Below are 15,442 nucleotides of genomic sequence, written 5' to 3'. Positions count from 1 at the left end.
GCCGCCCGGTCGCCCCGTGACACCCCGAGGTGACCTCCGTGCCCGAGCTCCACGTCCCGTCCCACCCGGTCCGGCTGGTCACGGCCTCCAGCCTCTTCGACGGCCACGACGCCTCGATCAACATCATGCGGCGCATCTTCCAGAGCCAGGGCTGCGAGGTGATCCACCTCGGCCACAACCGCTCGGTGCAGGAGGTGGTCGACGCCGCGCTCGAGGAGGACGTGCAGGGCGTCGCGGTCTCGTCCTACCAGGGCGGCCACGTGGAGTACTTCGAGTACCTCGTGGAGTCGCTGCGCGCCCAGGGCGCCGGCCACGTCAAGGTCGTGGGCGGCGGCGGGGGCGTCATCGTCCACGACGAGATCCAGCGCCTGCGCGACAGCGGCGTCACGATCTTCTCCCCCGAGGACGGCCAGCGCATGGGCCTGGTCGGCATGATCAACTCCGTCGTCGCCGACTGCGACACCGACCTGTGGGCCGCAGGGCAGGTCACCGCCGACCAGGTCGTCGGCGGCGAGCGCGCCGCGATCGCCCGCGCGATCACCGCCGCCGAGAGCGGCCGGCTGCCCGCCGAGACCCTGGCGGCGCTCCAGCAGGCCGCGAGCGCCCACCGCTCCCCCGTGCTCGGCATCACCGGCACCGGCGGCTCGGGCAAGTCCTCGCTCACCGACGAGCTCGTGCGCCGCTTCCGCGTCGACCAGCAGGACAAGCTGCGCGTGGCCGTCATCGCCGTCGACCCGACCCGCCGCAAGGGCGGCGGCGCCCTGCTGGGCGACCGGATCCGGATGAACTCCCTCGACGGCGACCGCGTCTTCTTCCGCTCCGTCGCGACGCGCGGCGCCCACGAGCTGCCCGACCACCTCGGCGACGTCATCGACGTGGTCAAGGCCGCCGGCTTCGACCTGGTGATCGTGGAGACCCCGGGCATCGGCCAGGGCGACGCCGCGATCGTGCCCTACGTCGACACCTCGCTCTACGTGATGACGCCGGAGTTCGGCGCCGCCTCGCAGCTGGAGAAGATCGACATGCTCGACTTCGCCGACGTGGTGGCGATCAACAAGTTCGAGCGACGCGGCGCCAAGGACGCGCTGCGCGACGTGGGCCGCCAGCTGGTCCGCAACCGCGAGGCCTTCGGCTCCCAGCCCGACGACATGCCGGTCTTCGGCACCTCGGCGGCCACGTTCAACGACGACGGCGTCACCGCGCTCTACCAGCACCTGCGCGACCTGCTCGGCGGGGCGGGGCTCCCCGTCGGCGAGGGCGTGCTGCCCGCCGTCGACGTGCGCCACTCCTCGGGCATCCGCCAGGTCGTGCCCGGCGAGCGGGTGCGCTACCTCGCCGAGATCACCGAGACCGTGCGCGGCTACCACGCCCGCACCGAGGAGCTGGTGGCCGCGGCCCGCCGCGTGCAGCGGCTCGAGGCGGTCTCCGCCGAGCTCGACTCCCTCGACGGCGGCGACCACGGTGACGTGCCCGGGCTGCTCGAGCGCGCCCGCAAGGCGCTGCCGGCCGAGGTCGCCGACCAGGTGGAGGCCTGGCCCGGTGTGGTCGCGGCGTACGCCGGTGACGAGCAGGTCACCCGCGTGCGCGACAAGGAGATCACCACCCGGCTCACGCGCGAGTCGCTGAGCGGCACCAAGGTGCGACGGGTCTCGCTGCCGACCTTCGAGGACCACGGCGAGCTGGTCCGCTTCTGGCGCCGCGAGAACCTCCCGGGCCACTTCCCCTTCACCGCGGGCGTCTTCCCCTTCAAGCGCGACGGGGAGGACCCGGCGCGGATGTTCGCCGGCGAGGGCGACCCCGCGCGCACCAACCGCCGCTTCAAGATCCTCTCGGCCGAGGGCGAGGCCAAGCGGCTGTCGACGGCCTTCGACTCCGTCACCCTCTACGGCCGCGACCCCGACGAGCGCCCCGACATCTACGGCAAGGTCGGCACGTCGGGGGTCAGCGTGGCGACGCTGGACGACATGAAGGTGCTCTACGACGGCTTCGACCTGGTCTCGCCCACAACGAGCGTCTCGATGACGATCAACGGCCCCGCGCCCACCGTGCTCGCCTTCTTCCTCAACACCGTGATCGACCAGCAGGTCGACGCCTTCCGCGAGCGCGAGGGCCGCGAGCCCGGCGAGGAGGAGCGGGCCGCGCTCGCCGCCCACGCGGTGGCCAGCGTGCGCGGCACCGTGCAGGCCGACATCCTCAAGGAGGACCAGGGGCAGAACACCTGCCTGTTCTCCACCGAGTTCAGCCTCCGGATGATGGCCGACATCCAGGAGTGGTTCATCGAGCACCAGGTGCGCAACTTCTACTCGGTCTCGATCTCGGGCTACCACATCGCCGAGGCCGGGGCCAACCCCATCAGCCAGCTCGCCTTCACCCTGGCCAACGGCTTCACCTACGTCGAGGCCTACCTCGCGCGCGGCATGGACATCGACGACTTCGCGCCCAACCTGTCGTTCTTCTTCTCCAACGGCATGGACCCCGAGTACACCGTGATCGGCCGCGTCGCGCGCCGGATCTGGGCGGTGGCGATGAAGGAGAGGTACGGCGCGGGCGAGCGCTCGCAGAAGCTGAAGTACCACGTGCAGACCTCGGGTCGCTCCCTGCACGCGCAGGAGATGGACTTCAACGACATCCGCACGACGCTCCAGGCGCTGATCGCCATCTACGACAACGCCAACAGCCTCCACACCAACGCCTACGACGAGGCCGTCACCACCCCGGGCGAGGAGTCGGTGCGACGGGCGCTGGCGATCCAGATGATCATCAACCGCGAGTGGGGCCTGGCGATGAACGAGAACCCCCTCCAGGGCGCCTTCGTCGTCGACGAGCTGACCGACCTGGTGGAGGCGGCGGTGCTCGAGGAGTTCGACCGGATCAACGAGCGCGGCGGCGTGCTGGGCGCGATGGAGACCGGCTACCAGCGCGGCCGGATCCAGGACGAGTCGATGCTCTACGAGCACCGCAAGCACGACGGCTCGCTGCCGATCATCGGCGTCAACACCTTCCGCAAGCCCGAGCGCGGCGACGGCACCGACGGCACGCCGGTCCACGTGGAGCTCGCCCGCGCCACCGAGGCCGAGAAGGAGTCGCAGCTCAGCGGCGTGCGTCGCTTCTCCCAGGAGCACTCCCAGGAGGCCGCGGAGGCCATCGCGCGCCTCAAGGCGGCGGCCGTCACCGACGACAACGTCTTCGCGGTGCTGATGGACGCCGCGCGGGTCTGCACGCTCGGACAGGTGACGGAGGCCTTCTTCGAGGTCGGCGGGCAGTATCGTCGCAACGTGTGAGCACCTCTCTGCCTACCTACGACCAGCTCGTCGCCCTCCCGGCCTACACCGAGCAGCCCGTGCCGATCGCGTTCGAGGACGTCAACGGACACCTCAACGTGCGGCACTACCTCGGCATCGCCAGCGAGGGGCTCGACGAGTCCCTGGTGAGTCTCGGCATCCCGCAGAACTGGCCGGCCCACGGCCACGCCTGCTTCTCCGCCGAGCACCACCTCACCTACCTCACCGAGCTGCGCACCGGTGACCGGCTCTCCGCGCGGGTCCGGCTGGTCGGGCGCTCCGAGCGCGCCGCCCACGTCGTGGTCTACCTGCTCGACGACACCGAGCAGCGCGTCAGCTACGTGATGGAGGAGATCTTCCTCCACATCGACATGAGCACCCGCAAGACCAGCCCGTGGCCCGAGGACGTCGCCCAGGCGATGGACGAGCGCATCGCCGAGGACCAGGCCCTCGACTTCGAGCCGGGCCTCTCCGGCTCCCTCGCCCTGCGCTGAGCGCACCCCTCCCCCGGGCGCCGCGCCGTCGCGGCCCGCGCCCGGGGCTTAAGGTCGGTCGCATGCCCTCCGACCGGCCCGACGGGCCGTCCCGCCCCGCCCCGGGCGTCCAGGGCTCGCGCACCCTCGGCTACGTCGTGCCCGGCGCGCTCGCCGTGCCGGTGCTGCTCGTGGCGGCCGTGCTCGTGCTGCCGCTGCTGGCCGACGTCGGCGCCGTCGGCCTCGTCGTCTGCGTGGCCCTCTCGGCGTTCCTCGCCCGCCGGTCCTGACCCGCCACCTCCGGCCGCCCTCACCCCTCAGCGCCTGGGGCGGGCGGCGGCCGCGTGCCAGGGTGGAGGGCATGACCCCGACCCCTGATGCCCCGCAGTCCTCCGGCTCGACGCAGGCCCCCGACTCCCCCGTGGTCGTCGTGACCGGCGCCAACGGCCTCGTCGGCGCCCGCGTGTGCGAGGCGCTGGTGGAGCGGGGCGCACAGGTGCGTGCCGTCGTACGCCGCGCGGGCACGGCCCCCGACCTGGCCGGTGTGGAGGAGCGGGTCGGCGACTTCCCCGACCCCGCCTTCGCCGCGTCGGCGGTCGAGGGCGCCTTCGCCGTGGTGACCACCGTGCACCCGATGGGCAGCGACCGCGCGACCCAGCACGAGATCGGCGTCGAGGGCACCCCCGTGGTGGCCCGCGCGGCCGCGTCGGCCGGGGTCGACCGTCTCGTGCACGTCTCGACCGCCGCCGTCTACGACCGCTCGCCGGGTCGCGGAGACGTCGACGAGTCCTCCGACCTGGTCGACGACGACGCCGGCGACTACCCCGTCACCAAGCGCGACACCGACGCCGCGCTGGCCGCCACCGACGGGCTGACCCGCGTGCTGGTGCGCCCGCCGGCCATCCTCGGCGAGGGCGACTCCTCGGTGTGGAACACCCTGCGCCCCGCCGCCGTCCGCGACGACGAGCAGGCGCGCCACGCCGTGCCCGACCAGAGCTTCGCGTGGGTGCACGTCGACGACCTCGCCGCGTTCATCGCCGACGTCGCGACCGGCCGGGTCGCCGCCTCCGACGACGCCGCCACCGGCCCGGTGGCCGGCGGGTGCACCCCGGTCAACGTCGCCGCCGGGCCGGCCACGGTGCGTGACTACCACCAGGCCGTCACCGGCGCCCTCGGCGTGGAGCCGGTCTGGGACGACGAGCCCGCCTGGACCGGCCGGATCCTCGCCGACCGCGCCCACGCCTGGGGCTGGACCCCCGAGGTCGACCTCCACGCCGCCCTCGCCGAGATCGAGGTCGGCCTACGCGGCTGAGGCTGCCCGGCCGAGGCCGCGCGGCCGCGGGTCAGGGCACCCACACCGCCGCGTCGTGGGCGAAGACCACCCGTCGGGGGTCGAAGGCGAGCAGCCGCGCCAGCCACGGGCTCGCGGCGGGCAGGGGATCGGTGTGCCCGCGCGACCGGGCCCGCTCGGCGAGCACGTCGGCCGACCAGGCCGACGCGGTGTCGTGGGCCTGCCCCGCGAGCACGACCGAGCCGTCGTCGCACTCCAGCACGACCGACTGGTGGCCGGCGACGTGGCCGGGCGTCGGCACGACGTGCACCCCGGGCGCGATCTCGGCCTCGCCGTCGAGCAGCTCGTAGCGGGCGCCGGCGAAGTCGACCAGGTCGGCCGCGGTGTAGCCGACCGCGCGGGCCGCGTCGAGCTCTCCGCGCTGGCAGTGGATCGGGCGGCCGGCGAAGGCCGGGTTCGCCCCGATGTGGTCGAAGTGCAGGTGGCAGTTGACGACCAGGTCGATCTCGCCGACCGCCAGCCCGACGCGGGCCAGCGCCTCCTCGACCGGCACCCGCCGCGGGCGGTACCACCCCTCGGCCTCGGCCCCGGCGTCGCCGATGCCGGTGTCGAGCAGCAGCACGCCGGCGGGGGTCCGGGCGACGTAGCCGAGCACGTGCTCGACGCGAGGGGCGCCCGTGCCGGTCTCCTCGGCCGGGCGCACGAACGTGCCGAGGTCGAGCCGCACCACGTCGTCCACGCGCATCCCGGGTCCTCCGTGCTCCGCCGTCCCTGGCGGCCACTGTCCCACGCGGCGGTGCGACCGCCCCGACGGAGCGGTGTCGTCGTGCTCGGGGGAGGGGCACGACCGTGTCCCTCCCCTGAGCACGCGGGCGCTCGGCACTCGCGGGCACTCGCGGGCACTCGCGGGCACTCGCCCCCGAGCGCCCGGCCCCTCGGCAGCCGGGCGCGGGATACTGCCGCCCATGTTCCACGTGATGTTCCTCGAGCCCCGGATCCCGCCCAACACGGGCAACGCGATCCGGATGGTCGCCGGCACGGGGGCGACGCTGCACCTGGTCGAGCCGCTGGGCTTCGAGCTCGACGAGCCGAGGCTCAAGCGGGCCGGTCTCGACTACCACGACCTCGCCTCCGTGGTGGTCCACCCCGACCTCGACACCGCGCTGGGCAGCGAGGCCCTGGCCTCCTCGCGGGTCTTCGCGCTCACCGCCCACGCGACCCGCTGGCACACCGACGTCGCCTACCAGCCCGGCGACGTGCTGCTCTTCGGCCCCGAGCCGACCGGGCTGCCCGACGACGTGCTGGCGCACCCCCGCACGACCGACCGGCTGCGGATCCCGATGGTGCCCGGCCGCCGCTCGCTCAACCTGTCCAACTCCGCCGCCGTGGTCGCCTACGAGGCGTGGCGCCAGCACGGCTTCCCGGGCGCCTCCTGAGCGCGGCGCGGTCGTCGTGGGACCGGCCGACGGTGTCGTGAGACCGGGTGGGGGTGCCGAGGCGTCTCCTCTCACGTAGGCCGATCCACCACCCGAGAGGAGGCACCGTGCGCGGTGCGCGACGAGACGACGCGGAGTTCACGGAGTTCGTGACGCTGCACTCCGACCGGCTCTACCGCTCCGCCTACCTGCTCACCGCCTCCCCGCACGCCGCCGAGGACCTGCTGCAGACCACCCTGGCCAAGGCCTTCGCCGGCTGGCGCCGCCTGCGCACGACCGACGACCCGGTGGCCTACACCCACCGCATCCTGCTCAACGCGTTCCTCTCCGAGCGGCGGCTGCGCCGCAGCGGCGAGCTCCCGGTGGAGGACGTGGCCGGCCGGGCCGCCGACACCGGCACCGCCGACGCCCTGGCGTCGCCCGACCCCTCCGGCCCGGCCGGTGTCGCCGACCGGGTCACCCTGACCGCGGCCCTGGCCCGGCTGCCCGCCCTCGACCGCGCGGTCGTGGTGCTGCGCTTCTGGCTCGACCTCAGCGTCGCCACCACCGCGGCCGATCTCCACCTCACCGAGTCGGCGGTCAAGAACCGCACCGCACGCGCGCTGCGCGCCCTGCGCGAGCTGCTCGCCGACGACCCCGACGACCCCGCCGACCCCTCCGCGGCACCGCCAGCGGCCCAGCCCGCCGGCCTCACCCACGACCTCCCCAGGAGCACCCCGTGACCGACCCCAGCCACCAGACCCCGCACCAGCCCGACCACGACGCCCGCCTGCGCGAGCGCCTGGCCCACGCCGTCGACGGGCTGCGCGCCCCCGACGTCCTGCCCGCAGCCCTGGCCCGCGGCCGGCGCCAGCGCACCCGCCGTCGTCTCGTCCAGGGCACCGGCGGCCTCGCCGTCGCCGCCGCCCTCGCGCTCGCCGCCCCGGCCCTCGCCGAGGGCTGGCCGGGAGGGCCCGACCCGTCCGGTCACCCGGTGGCCGTCGACCCCGCCAGCGGCCCGGGCGCCGGCGCGGGCGAGGGCCGTGGTTCCGACCCCCGGACCCGGCTCGACGAAGCGGGTCCCGCCGCGTGCGACCCCGACGCAGCGGCCACCGGCTGGTGGAGCAGGCCCTCGGAGGAGGTCCGCGACGACCTGGCGGCCCTCCTGCCGCCGGGCACCCGGATCGGCGGCACCGACGACGCCTCGCCCGGGGCCTGGGGCGGTGACCTGGTCACGGGCGAGGGGGCGGGCGAGGACGCCGACTTCGCCAGCGTCACCCTGCTGCCGCCGCCGGGGGTGCCGGGCGGACGCACGAGCCTGGCCGAGCTGAGTGCCGGTGGTCCGTGCGCGGGGGGCGACAACGCGCCGCTGCAGGCCGTGGTGCCGTGCGCTGAGCTCACCGGCCACGAGACCTGCAAGGAGGTCCGCACCGAGGCCGGCGAGCTCGTCGGCGTGGTCACCGAGAAGGTCGAGCGGACCGTCGTCGAGGGCCGGGAGCGGCCCACCGACCGCGCCTACGTCCTGGCCACCCTCGCCGACCCCTCCGGCGGCCACGTCGAGCTCTACGTCGCCGAGGGCACCCGCGACGAGGGCCCCGACACCGTGCCCGACCCCACCGACGTGCCCGCGCTCAGCGTCGAGCAGGCCCGCGCGATCCTCACCGACCCCGTCTGGACCCGCTGACCCTCGGCGGCACCGAGAGCCGCACCACCTTGTGCCAGGCGCTGGCGACCTGACGGTGCAGCGGCGCGGCGTGGTAGGTCAGGCCGTGGCGCTCCATGACCTCCCGCAGCCGGGGCGCGATCTCGGCGTAGCGGTTGCTGGGCAGGTCGGGGAAGACGTGGTGCTCGATCTGGTGCGACAGGTTGCCCGCGAGCACGTGCAGCAGCGGCGGGCCGGTGATGTCGGCGGAGCCGAGCATCTGGCGCAGGTACCACTCCCCCCGCGTCTCGCGCGTCGGCGTCTCGTCGAGCTCGAAGGTCTCCACGCCCTCGGGGAAGTGGCCGCACATGATCACCGAGTGGCTCCACAGGTTGCGGACCAGGTTGGCGGCGAGGGTGGCGCTCAGCGTCGAGCGCCACCCCGGGCCCGAGAGCGCCGGGTGGATGACGAGGTCCTTGAGCAGCTGGCGGCGGGCGCGGCGCAGCACGTCGCCGATGCGCCCCCGCATCTCCGCGTCGGGGCGCCGCCCGGCGCGCAGCGTCTCCCCGACCTCGAGGTCGTAGAGCGCGATGCCGTACTCGAAGAAGACGGCGTTGACGAGGTTCCACAGCGGCTGCACCGCGTGGCGGGGACGCCACGGCTGCGCCTCGTCGACGCGCAGGATGCCGTAGCCGAGGTCGTTGTCGTGGCCGAGCACGTTGGTGTGCACGTGGTGCAGCTCGTTGTGCGAGCGCTTCCACTGCTCCGGCGGGGTGACGTGGTCCCAGTCCCAGGTCGCGGAGTGGATCTTCGGGTCGCGCATCCAGTCCCACTGCCCGTGGAGCACGTTGTGGCCGATCTCCATGTTGTCGAGCACCTTGGCGGTGGCCAGGCAGGCCGCGCCCAGCACCCACACCGGCCGGCGGCGCGAGCCCACGACGAGCAGCGCGCGACCGCCGAGCTCGAGGCCCCGCTGCACCGCGATCACCCGACGGATGTACGCCGCGTCGCGCGCCCCGCGACCGGCCAGGACCTCGTCGCGCAGGGCGTCGAGCTCGGCCGCGAGCGCCGCGACGTCGGCGGCGTCCAGGTGCGCCGTCGCCGGGGAGACGGGCCGCTCGGCCGGGTCTGCCGCGGCCGTGACGGCGCCGGTCGCGGAAGGGCTGGTCACGGTGGAGGTGGTCACCCTTACTGGTACCCCATCGAGGGGTGAGCAGACAGCACCGGGGGGCCCGTGGCCCGTCACGGGACGACCTTTGCTTGGCGCCGCCCGTCACAGTGGAGGCACTCGCACACGGGCGAGGCCGGGCGGACGGGGACCAGATGCGACACCACGGGCGGCGTGGCGAGCGGTGCGGGCGCCGACGCGGCGCGGGTGCGCTCGTCGGTGCCCTGGTCGGCTCGCTCGTGCTCGGGGGGTGCAGCCCCGACTCCGAGGCGGAGTCGGCGCGCACGTCCGAGGCCCCCGCCTCCGAGGCCGGTCGCGCGGCGTCCGCCGCCCCCGCCGGCCCGACCGCCACCCTCGCCTTCGCCGGCGACGTCCACCTCGAGGGCGCCCTGCGCGGGCTCTCGGAGCGCCCCCGCTCCACCCTCGGTCCGATGTCGCGGGTGCTGCGCGGCGCCGACCTCGCGATGGTCAACCTCGAGAGCGCGCTGACCCGCCCCGGCACCGGTGCCCCGGCCGCCAAGGAGCTGGAGGACCCGTCACTGCGCTACTGGTTCCGCAGCCCGCCCTCCGCCCTCGACCTGCTCGACCGCTCCGGTGTCGACGTCGTCTCGGTCGCCAACAACCACGGCGCCGACTACGGCGCGGCCGGCCTGCGCGACACCCTCGCGATCGCCGCCGACAGCCCCGTCGGCGTGGTCGGCGTCGGCGCCGATCCCACCGCGGCCTTCACCCCCCACCGCGTCGAGGTCGAGGGCCTCAGCGTCGGCGTGCTGGCCGCCGACTCCTCACCGCTCGAGAGCGCCGACCCGACCTGGAGCGTGCGGGAGGGCGCCGGACCCGGCCTCGCCGCGGCCCGCACCCCCGACGCCCCCCGTCTGCTCGCGGCCGTGCGCGACTCCGCCGCCACCGACGACGTCACGGTCGTCTACCTGCACTGGGGGGAGGAGGGCGCCGCCTGCCCCACCCCGCTCCAGCAGGACCTCGCCGCCTCGCTCGCCGAGGCCGGCGCCGACGTCGTCGTCGGCTCCCACTCCCACCAGCTCCAGGGCGGGGGGCTGCTCGACGACGCCTACGTGGGCTACGGCCTGGGCAACTTCCTCTGGTACCACGGCCGGCAGGCCGAGACCGGCGTGCTCGAGGTCGAGGTCTCCGCCGACGCCGTCGAGGGCGTCACCTGGCGGCCGGCGCTCATCCCCGAGCCCGGCGGACAGCCCCAGCCGGTCACCGGCGCGGCCCGTGGTGAGGCCGTCGCCGACTGGCGCCGCCTGCGCGGCTGCACCGGCCTCGAGCCCGGCCCCGGCGCCGCCGCCGAGCCCGGCGGGCAGCCCGACCCGACCCAGCAGCCCGCCCCCCCGGCGACCGAGGCGCTGCCGGCGTACCGCTCCGAGGTGCGCCGGATCGGGCCGGCCGTGCGCCGCAGCATGCTCGGCTCCAGCCACCGCCCCACCTGTCCGGTGCCGCTGACCGACCTGCGCCAGCTGCGGATGTCCTACGTCGGCTTCGACGGAGCGGCCCGCACCGGGGCGATGGTCGTGCACGAGGACGTCGCCGAGGAGGTCACGCAGATCTTCCGCACCCTCTACCGCGAGCGCTTCCCGATCCGCCGGATGCGGCTCGTCGACGCCTACGGCGGCGACGACGACCGCTCGATGGCGGCCAACAACACCTCGGGCTACAACTGCCGCACCGTGGCCGGCACCGACCGCTTCTCCGACCACGCCTTCGGCCGCGCCCTCGACATCAACCCGGTGCAGAACCCCTACGTCCTGGGGGGCGAGGTGCTGCCGCCGGCCGGTCGCGCGTTCGCCGACGTCGACCGCTCCCCCGGTGCCCGCGCCGTGCCGGGCGTCATCGCTCGCGGCGACGTCGTCTTCCGCGCCTTCGCCTCCCGCGGCTGGGAGTGGGGCGGCGACTACTCCGAGCCCGACTGGCAGCACTGGAGCGCCCCCTGACCCGGCGCGGGCCTGCTCACTCGTCGGGCACCCACCGCAGCAGGTCCCCCGGCTGACAGTCCAGCGCCTCGCAGAGGGCCTCCAGCGTCGCGAAACGCACCGCCTTGGCGCGGCCGTTCTTGAGCACCGCCAGGTTGGCGGGGGTGATGCCGACCCGCTCGGCCAGCACGCCCACCGCCATCTTGCGCCGCGCCAGCATGACGTCGACGTCCACGACGATGGCCACCTCAGAGCACCATCAGATGACCGCGTCGAGCTCGGTCTGCAGGGCCGTCGCCTCCGCGTCGCGGTCGACCGCCCGGACCAGCAGCGCGCGCATCACGAGCACGACGAGCGCCACCCCCGCCGCGAGGACCCCGAGGCCGCCCACGAGCAGCACCACCCCGGGAGCTACCGCCTCCCCCGGGGCGAGCAGCGCCCCGAGCACGAAGCAGAGCAGCGAGGCCGTGGCGATCGCGCCCACGACGACGTCGATCCAGCGGAAGGCCGCCCGGGAGAAGACCGTGCCCCGGCGGGCCATCGTCGCCAGGCGCCAGGTGCAGACCATCGTGACCTGCACGGTCAGCACGCCCAGCACGGCGAGCACGAGCAGCGCCGGGCGCAGCCGCAGCACCTCCGCGCCGGCCCCCGACAGGTCGCGCGCCGCCAGCGGCACCAGCAGGACCTGGACGACGAGCGACCCGGCGATCCCCACGGCCAGCACCACCCGCAGCGCGAGCGTCACCACACGACCCATCTCATCGCTCCTCTCGACCAACGATCACAATCTATCGCGATTCGATAGGTCAGGCCAGGCGGCCACTGCCCGACCAGGCCTCGCGCACCGCGAGGGCGGCCAGCGCCGTGGTGATCGGCACCGCGGCCATCAGCCCGAAGGTCGCCACGACGCTGCGCACGACCTCCTGGGCGATCACCTGGTCGGTGACGACGTCGCCCAGCGGGTCGTCGGTGGCGACGACGAGGATGAGCAGCGGCAGCGCTGAGCCGGCGTAGGCCAGCACGATGGTGTTGATGACCGAGGCGATGTGGGAGCGCCCGACGCGGGTGGCGGCGCGGTAGAGCTCGCGCGCGCCGTAGCCCGGGTTGGCCCGCGCGATCTCCTCCACCGTCGCGGCCTGGGTGACGGTGACGTCGTCGAGCACGCCGAGCGAGCCGATGACGATGCCCGCGAGCAGCACGCCCTGCACGTTGACGCCGTAGGTCGTGCCGAGCGAGGACGACAGGTCGTCGGAGACCCCGGTCAGCCCCAGCACCGCCACCGAGAGCGCGGAAAGCAGCCCGGTGAGGGTCAGGGCCGCGATCGTGCCGACCACCGCCACGGTGGTCGACAGGCTCGGCCCGTGGGTCAGGTAGAGCACTGTCAGCACGATCGCCGCCGACCCCACGATGGCCACGAGCAGCGGCGACTCCCCCGCCAGGATCGCCGGCACCACGAACCACACCAGCAGCCCGAAGGTCACCCCGAGCCCCAGCAGCGCCGTCAGCCCACGCAGCCGCCCGAAGGCCACGACCGCCAGCGCGAAGGCCCCCACCAGCACCGCCAGCCCCGTGCCGCGCTGCCGGTCCACGATCGAGTACGACGGGGGCGCCGACTCGTCGACGGAGCCGTCCGGGTCGCGCGCGGCCCCGAGCTCGACCAGCAGCACGTCGTCGCCCTCCCCGACCTCGACGGCGCCCGCGCCGGTCGGCAGCGGCGTCTCCACCTCGAGCCCGTCGTCGGCGCCGCTGGTCAGCCGCACCGTCGCGGTGCCGCAGGTGCTCGCCGCCGCGGCACCGCCGGCGCCGGATGCCGGGTCGGCGGTGGGGTCGGGCGTGGTGCCGCCCGTCGCTGCGCTCTCGGGACACTGCTCCACGCTGACCGCGGTGACCACGCCCTCGACCTGCTCCAGCGAGCCGGGGGTGTCGGGCCCGGGCAGCGAGCCCGGCCACAGCCAGACCAGGCAGCCCAGCGTCACGAGCGCCAGCGGCACGACCACCGCGAGGGCCAGTCGTCGCATGCGGGGCGAGGAGGCCTCAGCCGTCCCCGGTGCTGCGTGTCGCGGGTGGTGCGCACCCATCGCGGGGCCCCCTCTTACTGATCGTTGGACCCACTACCTGACCGTCACAACGGTGTCGAAGTGGGTCCAACGGTCAGTAAGTGGCGCCGGCGCCCGGCCCGCCCGAGCCTAGCGGCGGGCCGGCGTCGCCTCAGGGCACCTGGGTGAAGCCGCTGATCGTGCTGGCGTTGTCGCCGTAGTCGTAGACGGTGAGGTCGAGCTGGAGGCGGGTGCCCGACTCCAGGGGCACGAGGTCGTAGGTGAGGGCCTCGAGGTCGGCGTAGAGGCCGACGTCGGAGGTGGGGGTCCAGCGCTCCGAGCCGTCGTTGAGCAGGGTGTAGACCTCCGGCACGATGAGGCCGTCGGGCTCGGCGTTGAGCTCGCCGTAGCCCTCGGTCGCGGGGTCGTAGGCGTAGTAGGTCTCGGCCACGATGTCGCCGGAGTCGACGTCGATCTCGATCGAGAGCAGCACGTCCTGGTAGGTCTCGCCGTCGACGTCGCCGGGGGCGTAGTAGGCCATCGGCACGTCGAGGGAGACCACGTCGGCGTCCTCCTCCACCAGCAGCGAGACGTAGGCCCGGGCGGTGTCGATGCCGTCGCTGATCTCCAGCGTCGTGAGGTCGTAGAAGCCGCTGGCCACCGGCGCCCCGTCGGGGTCGATGGCGGCGCTCTCCTCGCCGAGGTAGGTCAGCGAGCCGTCGGGCTCGACGACGGCGTAGGAGATCGTGGCGTCGGTGAGGTTGGCCTGGCCCAGCTCGTCGTACTCCGCGGTGACGTAGACGCCGCCGTCCTCCAGCTCCACCAGCGGGCCGTCGGCCAGGTCGGTGAACTGCGCGGTCTCCTCGGCGGGGATCTGCGCGCCGGCGTCGTAGTAGGCGGTGAGGAAGTCGGCCCAGGGCTCGGCGGAGGCGACGTCGAGGTAGGCCCCGTCGGCCAGCTCGGCGGTGGGAGGGAAGTAGATCGACAGGCCGGTGGCGCCCCGGGTGGCGGCGCCGTCGACCTCGGAGACGACGGCGTCGCCGATCGCGCGCACCAGGGCGTCGGCCTCGTCGGAGACGTCGAGGGCCTCGACGCCGATGGTCGTGGCGAGCAGCCCGAGGTCCTTCATGTGGCTGTCCTCGGCCTCGTCGGGGCTGCGGGCGAAGCCCAGCGTCTCCGCCCCCGCGCGGCCCACGACGGGTGCCACCGCGACCGCCCGCTCCGCGAGCGCACCGCTGAAGGCGGCCATCGCGGCGTCGACCTCGTCCATGCGCGTCAGGTCGACCAGCCCGAGGGTGATGCCGTCGGCGGTGCCCTCGGCCTCGGCCTGCGCGACGAAGCCGTCGAGCAGCGCCGCGCCGAGCTGGTCGGCGGTGGCGTCGGGGTCCTCGGCGAGCAGCCGGAGCGCGCCGTAGTCCCAGCCGTGGCCGGGCTCGAGCTCCTGGGAGGCGACCAGCCGGTCGGCGAGCGGAGCGACCGCGCTGGCCACCTCGTAGCTGGCCATCAGGCAGGCGTCGAAGCCCAGCAGGTCGAGCTTGTCGACGCCCGCGCGCTCCAGCCCCTCGGAGATGCCGCGCGTCAGGTCGGCCAGGTCGAGCACCTCGCCGGTGCCGTCGTCGGGCCCGACGCCGGGCCACGAGGCGCCGTGGTCGGAGATGACCAGCGCGTAGTGACCGGCCCGGTGGGCCTCGATGCCCTCGGCCACGAAGTCGGCGAGGGTCGCGGGGTCGGCGGAGTCGACGTCGCCGAGGTCCTCCACCAGCTCGCTCGTGCCCGCGGGGCCCAGGTCGAGCACGCGCGCGCCGACCCAGTCACCCTGGTCGAGCGCCGGGTCGGCGCCGTAGTCGGGCGAGCGGTCCATCAGCTCGCGCACCTGGAGGTTGTCGTTGGAGCCCACGGCGCCGAGCTCGTTGAGGTCGCCGACCATGAAGGGCTCGAGGTCGGTGTCGGCCATCGAGTAGTGCAGCACCGTCCAGCCGTCGCCCTCGCGCCCGGTGTGGGCGGTCGGCACCGACCCACCCGCGTCCGCCTCCCCCGGCGACGACGCGCCCCCGCAGCCGGCGGCGAGCACCAGCAGCGCTGCGGCCACGGCGGCTCGGACCGGTCGGCGGTGGGCGGCTCGGGGGCGGCTCGGCGTGGGCACGGCCCGACGCTAGGACGCGGCGGCCCGCGCCGGGGCCCGATTGGCCCCGGGCCCTGCCCGGT

Annotated in this window: 14 protein-coding genes; 8 read left to right on the top strand and 6 right to left on the bottom strand. The window is 74.7% G+C overall.

What is annotated here, in order from left to right:
* The first annotated feature begins 38 nt into the window (after positions 1-38).
* The 4 genes from icmF (at position 39) to M3673_RS17055 (ending at position 5,066) form a co-directional block, all read left to right on the top strand.
* A complete protein-coding gene (icmF, locus tag M3673_RS17070; RefSeq protein WP_251535126.1) occupies positions 39-3,281 on the top strand; it encodes a fused isobutyryl-CoA mutase/GTPase IcmF in 3,243 nt (1,080 codons plus the stop codon).
* On the top strand, positions 3,278-3,775 hold the full coding sequence (locus tag M3673_RS17065; protein ID WP_251535125.1) for a thioesterase family protein: 498 nt from the start codon (positions 3,278-3,280) through the stop codon (positions 3,773-3,775). Before icmF ends, M3673_RS17065 begins: the two co-directional genes overlap by 4 nt.
* A gap of 62 nt (positions 3,776-3,837) precedes the next feature.
* Complete coding sequence (locus M3673_RS17060) at positions 3,838-4,044, top strand: hypothetical protein (protein ID WP_251535122.1); 207 nt, start codon at positions 3,838-3,840, stop codon at positions 4,042-4,044.
* Between the two features lie 71 nt (positions 4,045-4,115).
* Positions 4,116-5,066 (top strand): NAD(P)-dependent oxidoreductase, encoded by a 951-nt coding sequence (locus tag M3673_RS17055; protein ID WP_285839574.1) that lies wholly within the window; start codon positions 4,116-4,118, stop codon positions 5,064-5,066.
* A gap of 31 nt (positions 5,067-5,097) precedes the next feature.
* Here the strand turns inward: M3673_RS17055 and M3673_RS17050 are convergent, their stop codons facing one another.
* Positions 5,098-5,790, bottom strand: a complete 693-nt coding sequence (locus M3673_RS17050) for an N-acyl homoserine lactonase family protein (RefSeq protein ID WP_193665647.1) — start codon at positions 5,788-5,790, stop codon at positions 5,098-5,100.
* A gap of 220 nt (positions 5,791-6,010) precedes the next feature.
* Between M3673_RS17050 and M3673_RS17045 the strand changes: the two genes are divergently transcribed.
* From M3673_RS17045 to M3673_RS17035, 3 genes are all read left to right on the top strand, one after another.
* Complete coding sequence (locus M3673_RS17045) at positions 6,011-6,481, top strand: tRNA (cytidine(34)-2'-O)-methyltransferase (protein WP_251535120.1); 471 nt, start codon at positions 6,011-6,013, stop codon at positions 6,479-6,481.
* 107 nt (positions 6,482-6,588) lie between these two features.
* The gene (locus M3673_RS17040; RefSeq protein ID WP_251535118.1) at positions 6,589-7,203 is read left to right on the top strand and encodes a SigE family RNA polymerase sigma factor; all 615 of its coding nucleotides are present in this window, start codon (positions 6,589-6,591) and stop codon (positions 7,201-7,203) included.
* Positions 7,200-8,144, top strand: coding sequence for a hypothetical protein (locus M3673_RS17035; protein ID WP_251535116.1), 945 nt, complete (start codon positions 7,200-7,202; stop codon positions 8,142-8,144). Before M3673_RS17040 ends, M3673_RS17035 begins: the two co-directional genes overlap by 4 nt.
* On the opposite strand, the gene M3673_RS17030 is transcribed toward M3673_RS17035, so the two are convergent.
* Positions 8,119-9,288: an acyl-CoA desaturase gene (locus M3673_RS17030; protein ID WP_308196173.1), complete on the bottom strand. Its 1,170-nt coding sequence runs from the start codon at positions 9,286-9,288 to the stop codon at positions 8,119-8,121. The two genes, M3673_RS17035 and M3673_RS17030, sit on opposite strands and share 26 nt — an antisense overlap.
* Positions 9,289-9,425: 137 nt before the next feature.
* On the opposite strand from M3673_RS17030, the gene M3673_RS17025 reads away from it, so the two are divergent.
* Positions 9,426-11,222, top strand: a complete 1,797-nt coding sequence (locus M3673_RS17025; RefSeq protein WP_251535114.1) for a CapA family protein — start codon at positions 9,426-9,428, stop codon at positions 11,220-11,222.
* Between the two features lie 16 nt (positions 11,223-11,238).
* Here M3673_RS17025 and M3673_RS17020 read toward each other — a convergent pair whose 3' ends face one another.
* The 4 genes from M3673_RS17020 to M3673_RS17005 form a co-directional block, all read right to left on the bottom strand.
* Positions 11,239-11,448 carry a helix-turn-helix transcriptional regulator gene (locus M3673_RS17020; RefSeq protein ID WP_056863287.1) on the bottom strand — a complete coding sequence of 70 codons (210 nt, stop codon included), beginning with the start codon at positions 11,446-11,448 and terminating at the stop codon, positions 11,239-11,241.
* A 12-nt stretch (positions 11,449-11,460) separates the two neighbouring features.
* Positions 11,461-11,958 (bottom strand): DUF2975 domain-containing protein, encoded by a 498-nt coding sequence (locus tag M3673_RS17015; RefSeq protein ID WP_251535112.1) that lies wholly within the window; start codon positions 11,956-11,958, stop codon positions 11,461-11,463.
* A gap of 49 nt (positions 11,959-12,007) precedes the next feature.
* Positions 12,008-13,219: a YibE/F family protein gene (locus tag M3673_RS17010; protein WP_251535110.1), complete on the bottom strand. Its 1,212-nt coding sequence runs from the start codon at positions 13,217-13,219 to the stop codon at positions 12,008-12,010.
* Between the two features lie 190 nt (positions 13,220-13,409).
* Positions 13,410-15,380 (bottom strand): clostripain-related cysteine peptidase, encoded by a 1,971-nt coding sequence (locus tag M3673_RS17005; RefSeq protein ID WP_251535108.1) that lies wholly within the window; start codon positions 15,378-15,380, stop codon positions 13,410-13,412.
* Positions 15,381-15,442 lie beyond the last annotated feature (62 nt).

It is taken from the genome of Nocardioides sp. P86 (assembly GCF_023712465.1).
Classification (GTDB): domain Bacteria; phylum Actinomycetota; class Actinomycetes; order Propionibacteriales; family Nocardioidaceae; genus Nocardioides; species Nocardioides kribbensis.
This window is presented reverse-complemented; position numbering and strand designations above follow the sequence as displayed.

Coding starts and splice junctions, on each gene's coding strand:
- M3673_RS17045 (WP_251535120.1), top strand. CDS start 6,011: ATGTTCCACGTGATGTTCCTCGAGCCCCGGATCCCGCCCAACACGGGC.
- M3673_RS17055 (WP_285839574.1), top strand. CDS start 4,116: ATGACCCCGACCCCTGATGCCCCGCAGTCCTCCGGCTCGACGCAGGCC.
- M3673_RS17010 (WP_251535110.1), bottom strand. CDS start 13,219: ATGCGACGACTGGCCCTCGCGGTGGTCGTGCCGCTGGCGCTCGTGACG.
- M3673_RS17015 (WP_251535112.1), bottom strand. CDS start 11,958: ATGGGTCGTGTGGTGACGCTCGCGCTGCGGGTGGTGCTGGCCGTGGGG.
- M3673_RS17060 (WP_251535122.1), top strand. CDS start 3,838: ATGCCCTCCGACCGGCCCGACGGGCCGTCCCGCCCCGCCCCGGGCGTC.
- M3673_RS17050 (WP_193665647.1), bottom strand. CDS start 5,790: ATGCGCGTGGACGACGTGGTGCGGCTCGACCTCGGCACGTTCGTGCGC.
- M3673_RS17025 (WP_251535114.1), top strand. CDS start 9,426: ATGCGACACCACGGGCGGCGTGGCGAGCGGTGCGGGCGCCGACGCGGC.